Genomic DNA, 4,198 nt, shown 5'->3' on the forward strand with positions numbered 1-4,198 from the left:
AAGAAGTCTGCAAGACTTGCACTACAGAGCAGTCATGGTGATAATCACTGCTTTATAAAATTTAATTAAGGTATATGATGGATTTCCTGATGCAATACGGTTTATTTGTTTTAAAAAGCCTCACATTGGTCATCGCAATACTACTCACGCTGGCTGGTATTTTAGCACTAAGCCGCGGTTCCAAATCGAAACATAAACTGGAAATCACCTCGCTCAACAAGCAGTATGATGAAATTCAACAGCGAATGGCGCATGAAGTAAAAAATAAAAAACCTGAGAAGAAAAAGAAGAATAAAAATAAGGAAGAAAAATCATCGCTGTATGTGATTGATTTCCAAGGTGATATAAAAGCGTCGCAAGTTAATGAGTTTCGCGATGTTATCACAGCTGTTCTTGCAATTGCTCAAGAGAAAGATGAGATCGTTGTTCGTCTTGAAAGCCCTGGCGGTGCAGTGAATGGCTATGGATTAGCCGCTTCCCAATTACAACGTATACGCGATAAAAAAATACCATTAACCGTTTGTATTGATAAAATTGCTGCTAGCGGTGGTTATTTAATGGCTTGCGTTGCCAACCGGATTGTTGCTGCTCCTTTTGCTATTGTGGGCTCGATTGGCGTTGTTGCTCAATTACCTAACTTTCACCGTTGGTTGAAGAAAAATAATATCGATTTCGAATTATTAACAGCCGGTGAATACAAACGCACACTGACTCTTTTTGCTGAAAATACGGAAAAGGGACGTGAAAAATTCCAGGAAGAATTGGAAAACATTCATCGGGCTTTTAGAGACTATGTGCTTGGCCATCGTCAGCAGTTGGATATCGAAAAGGTAGCGACTGGTGAGCATTGGATAGCCAAAGATGCCTACGATTTAAGACTGGTGGATAGTTTGAAAACCAGCGATGATTACATCACTGAAAAAATGGAAAACTACAATGCATTTAAGATTGCTATTCACGGCAAACGCTCTCTCCTTGACAAACTGCTACAACCTGCGATGAAATTGCTGCATCGATGGGCTTAACATAAAGAAAAAAGAAAACAGTAGCCGCAGATACAGTGGTGCGGCTACCGAGTTGCAATGGAGTTGTTGTGAGATTGCTTTTTTATTAATCCAGATTCAAAAATCTAGAACAGCTATATTGGCTTAATGAGCCGCAAATTACCTTGCCTTCATTGTACTCTCTATGTTTATTCCTTGTTTTCCCCGCGCAAGCGGGCAAATGTTTGCTAAATTCCGTCATTAGATTCCCATTCAGGTTTTTTTCCCATATAGTTGTATATACTTAACGAATAACGAAATTAAACTGTCAGCACGGAGTAAATCATGGGTGATTTCAAATCAAAGCTACCGGATTTTAAAGAATTGAGCTCCTTTGCGGGTAAGCTTTTCAAGGATGTTAAAACCAGCGTCAGTGAAATTATTGACGAATATAAGAAAAAACGCGAAGCAGAAGAACAAGCTGCAGCCGCAGCACAGCCTAAAACAGCGCCTAAACCTACACCGGCCGCTCCTCCTCAAGCGCAAGCTCCGGAGCAACCTTCAGCTCCGCAACCAGAACCTACACCAGCAGAAGAGCCTCCTGCTAAAGCAAAAAAAACGAAGCCTGCTGCTGAAGAAAACGCGGGAAAAGACGAAAACACCGACAGTGGACAAGCTTAAAAAGGCGTCCCCCTCTATTCACATACAGCATAGACATTCTTGTCCCCCTATTTTCCAGGAAGAAAAACGGGGGTAAGAAATGTCAGGCGCGCTCGGGGCGTGTTAAACCATACTTACGCATCTTTTCTACCAACGTAGTACGACGCATATTTAAATAACTTGCAGCATGCGCTACTACCCAATCCGACTCATCCAAAGCCTGACTAATAGTATTCGTTCGGGCAAATACACCTACCTGAGAAATTTAAATTTTCTAAACTAAGCTTTCTCAAACGAGGAGCTGGAAATGAAATCAAAAGAAGATTATTGGGAACGCTTATTCACTGGTTATGAACGAAGTGGATTATCGCAAGAAGATTTCTGTCATGCGCAAGGGATTCCTATTGAAAAATTCAAATATCAATGGCGTAAAAAGTTTGGGTCAAGAAGTAACAAGCCCAAATCACAAACTGGTTTTGATAAACCCATTCGATTTGAACCGGTGCTGATTAGTAATAAGGACGCTGTAGCCCATGAGCCTGCAAAGAGCCAGTCAATACTTATCCAATTTCCCAATCAGATTCGTTGTGAAGTAAAAATGGATATAAAGAGTAAGGATTTCTCTTCCTTGCTCAATCAATTGAGGTTGTTATGCTGATTCCAGAAAAAGTACAGGTTCATTTATATTGTGGCATTACGGACATGAGGAAATCGATTAATACCCTGGCGATATTAGTCAAAGAAGTCTTTGGTATGGAGCTTGAATCAGGGCATCTATTTTTATTTCGTAGTCGCTGTGGCTCCAAACTCAAAGCCCTATACTATGAGGAGTGTAGTTTTACTTTATGGTATCGGAGGTTAGAAAGGGGAAAGTTCATTTTCCCGCGCAATACTCAAGGCCATATTGAGTTAACCAAAGACCATTTAAATTGGCTCATGGCTTCTAATAAATACACATTTCATCCAGGAGAAGACCCTGTAATTTATCGCGACTTTCATTGAAAAAAGCTCAGAGAATCATGGTGGTTATGGTATAATTCCACCATGAAAACGACTGCCAAATCTTCTATTTTTTATTCTGAATTTCAAGCGTTTATCGCCCCACTTCAAGATGAGAATCAAACTCTAAAACAAGAAGTCCAAGAGTGGAAAGATAAATATCACTCTCTTTTGGAACAATTACGCCTGGCCAAACAACAACGCTTTGACCGTTCCTCAGAAGCCCATATTGGGCAAGGTGAATTGCAATTTGACGAGGCGGAATCAGTGGAGACTGCCGAGCTTCCCCAAGAAGAAAATACAGTGACTGTAACCTACACCAGGAATAAGCCTGTACGACGCCCATTGCCTGAGCATTTACCTCGTGAAGTAATCGAGCACGACATTCCAGAAGAAGACAAGCTGTGCGTTTGTGGATGCATGAAACAACGTATTGGAGAAGAAGTCACTGAGCAGTTAGAGTATATTCCCGCCAGACTTTCAGTCATTGCTCATGTTCGCCCCAAATATGCCTGTAATCGCTGCGATGAGACAGTTTCTATTGCCCCTATGCCATCGTTATTTCTACCTAAAAGCATGGCTACCCCAAGTCTTGTAGCTCATGCCATCGTTAGTAAATACGAAGACCATCTGCCTTTATACCGGCAGGAGCAAATATGGGCTCGATTAGGGGTTGAAATGCCAAGGAACACCGTATGTGGCTGGATAATGGCGGCTTTTGAAGTCTGTCTGCCGATGAGAGCAGCACTTCTTGACTATCTTATTGCATCAAATTACCTGCAGGCCGATGAAACGACGATGCAGGTAATGGACGAGCCGAATCGAAAAAATACCAGCACCAGTTATATGTGGGTCTATCGTAACCACCCTATCGATAAAAAAGTCATTCTTTTTGATTACCAGCAAACCCGAAAGGCTCAGTGGCCAAAACAACTATTAAAGGATTTTAAGGGGTATCTGCAAACCGATGGGTATAAGGGCTATGATTGGGTGGATGACCATCCGGATATTATTCATTTGGGGTGTTGGGCTCATGCTAGAAGGCCTTTCGCAAAACTTGTAAAACTGGCTAAAACCACGGGAAAGTCCCATCAGGCTGTCGCTTACATTAAGAAGCTTTACCTGATTGAACAGCACGCCCGTAACAACCACTACACTGCTGAGCAACGATACGCGCTTCGTTTACAGCAGGCAAAACCTATCCTCGAGCAGATTAAAGCCTGGTTGGACAAAACAATAAAAACAACTGCCCCTCAATCTGAGTTAGGCAAGGGATTAGATTATATGCATCTTCGATGGGGCGAGCTGACTGCTTATCTTTTGGATGGTTCCCTTGAGATTGATAATAATGTCATCGAAAATTTCATAAGACCCTTTGCTTTGGGGAGAAAAAATTGGTTGGTCGCTGGCAGCCCCAGAGGCGCTTATGCCAGTGCTCTATTTTATAGCCTCATTGCAACAGCCAAAGCTAATCGTTTTAATCCCTTTGATTATCTAAAAACTCTTTTTGAAAACATCCGCTCTTGCAAAACAGCAGAAGACTATAGGGCTCTCTT

General features: G+C 41.9%; 5 protein-coding genes and 1 pseudogene. 5 read left to right on the forward strand and 1 reads right to left on the reverse strand.

Translation table 11 applies throughout. The features are described from left to right. The first annotated feature begins 77 nt into the window (after positions 1-77). The gene (gene sohB, locus Lfee_RS15910) at positions 78-1,025 is read left to right on the forward strand and encodes a protease SohB (RefSeq protein WP_058447953.1); all 948 of its coding nucleotides are present in this window, start codon (positions 78-80) and stop codon (positions 1,023-1,025) included. A gap of 303 nt (positions 1,026-1,328) precedes the next feature. Then, positions 1,329-1,664 (forward strand): hypothetical protein, encoded by a 336-nt coding sequence (locus Lfee_RS15915; protein ID WP_058447954.1) that lies wholly within the window; start codon positions 1,329-1,331, stop codon positions 1,662-1,664. Positions 1,665-1,746: 82 nt separating this feature from the next. On the opposite strand, the pseudogene Lfee_RS17830 reads toward Lfee_RS15915, so the two are convergent. Then, positions 1,747-1,872: pseudogene (locus Lfee_RS17830) on the reverse strand (helix-turn-helix domain-containing protein); the annotation flags it as partial. 78 nt (positions 1,873-1,950) lie between these two features. On the opposite strand from Lfee_RS17830, the gene tnpA reads away from it, so the two are divergent. The 3 genes from tnpA to tnpC all read left to right on the forward strand — a co-directional run. Beyond that, positions 1,951-2,301, forward strand: coding sequence for an IS66 family insertion sequence element accessory protein TnpA (gene tnpA / locus Lfee_RS15920; protein WP_058447955.1), 351 nt, complete (start codon positions 1,951-1,953; stop codon positions 2,299-2,301). Continuing rightward, entirely contained in the window at positions 2,295-2,645 is a 351-nt protein-coding gene (gene tnpB / locus Lfee_RS15925) for an IS66 family insertion sequence element accessory protein TnpB (protein ID WP_058447956.1), read from the forward strand. Before tnpA ends, tnpB begins: the two co-directional genes overlap by 7 nt. Positions 2,646-2,687: 42 nt before the next feature. Continuing rightward, positions 2,688-4,198, forward strand: a 1,511-nt coding sequence (tnpC, locus tag Lfee_RS15930) for an IS66 family transposase (RefSeq protein WP_193786966.1), incomplete at its 3' end; no start/stop codon positions are given.

The sequence above is a fragment of the Legionella feeleii genome, from assembly GCF_001467625.1.
GTDB lineage: Bacteria > Pseudomonadota > Gammaproteobacteria > Legionellales > Legionellaceae > Tatlockia > Tatlockia feeleii.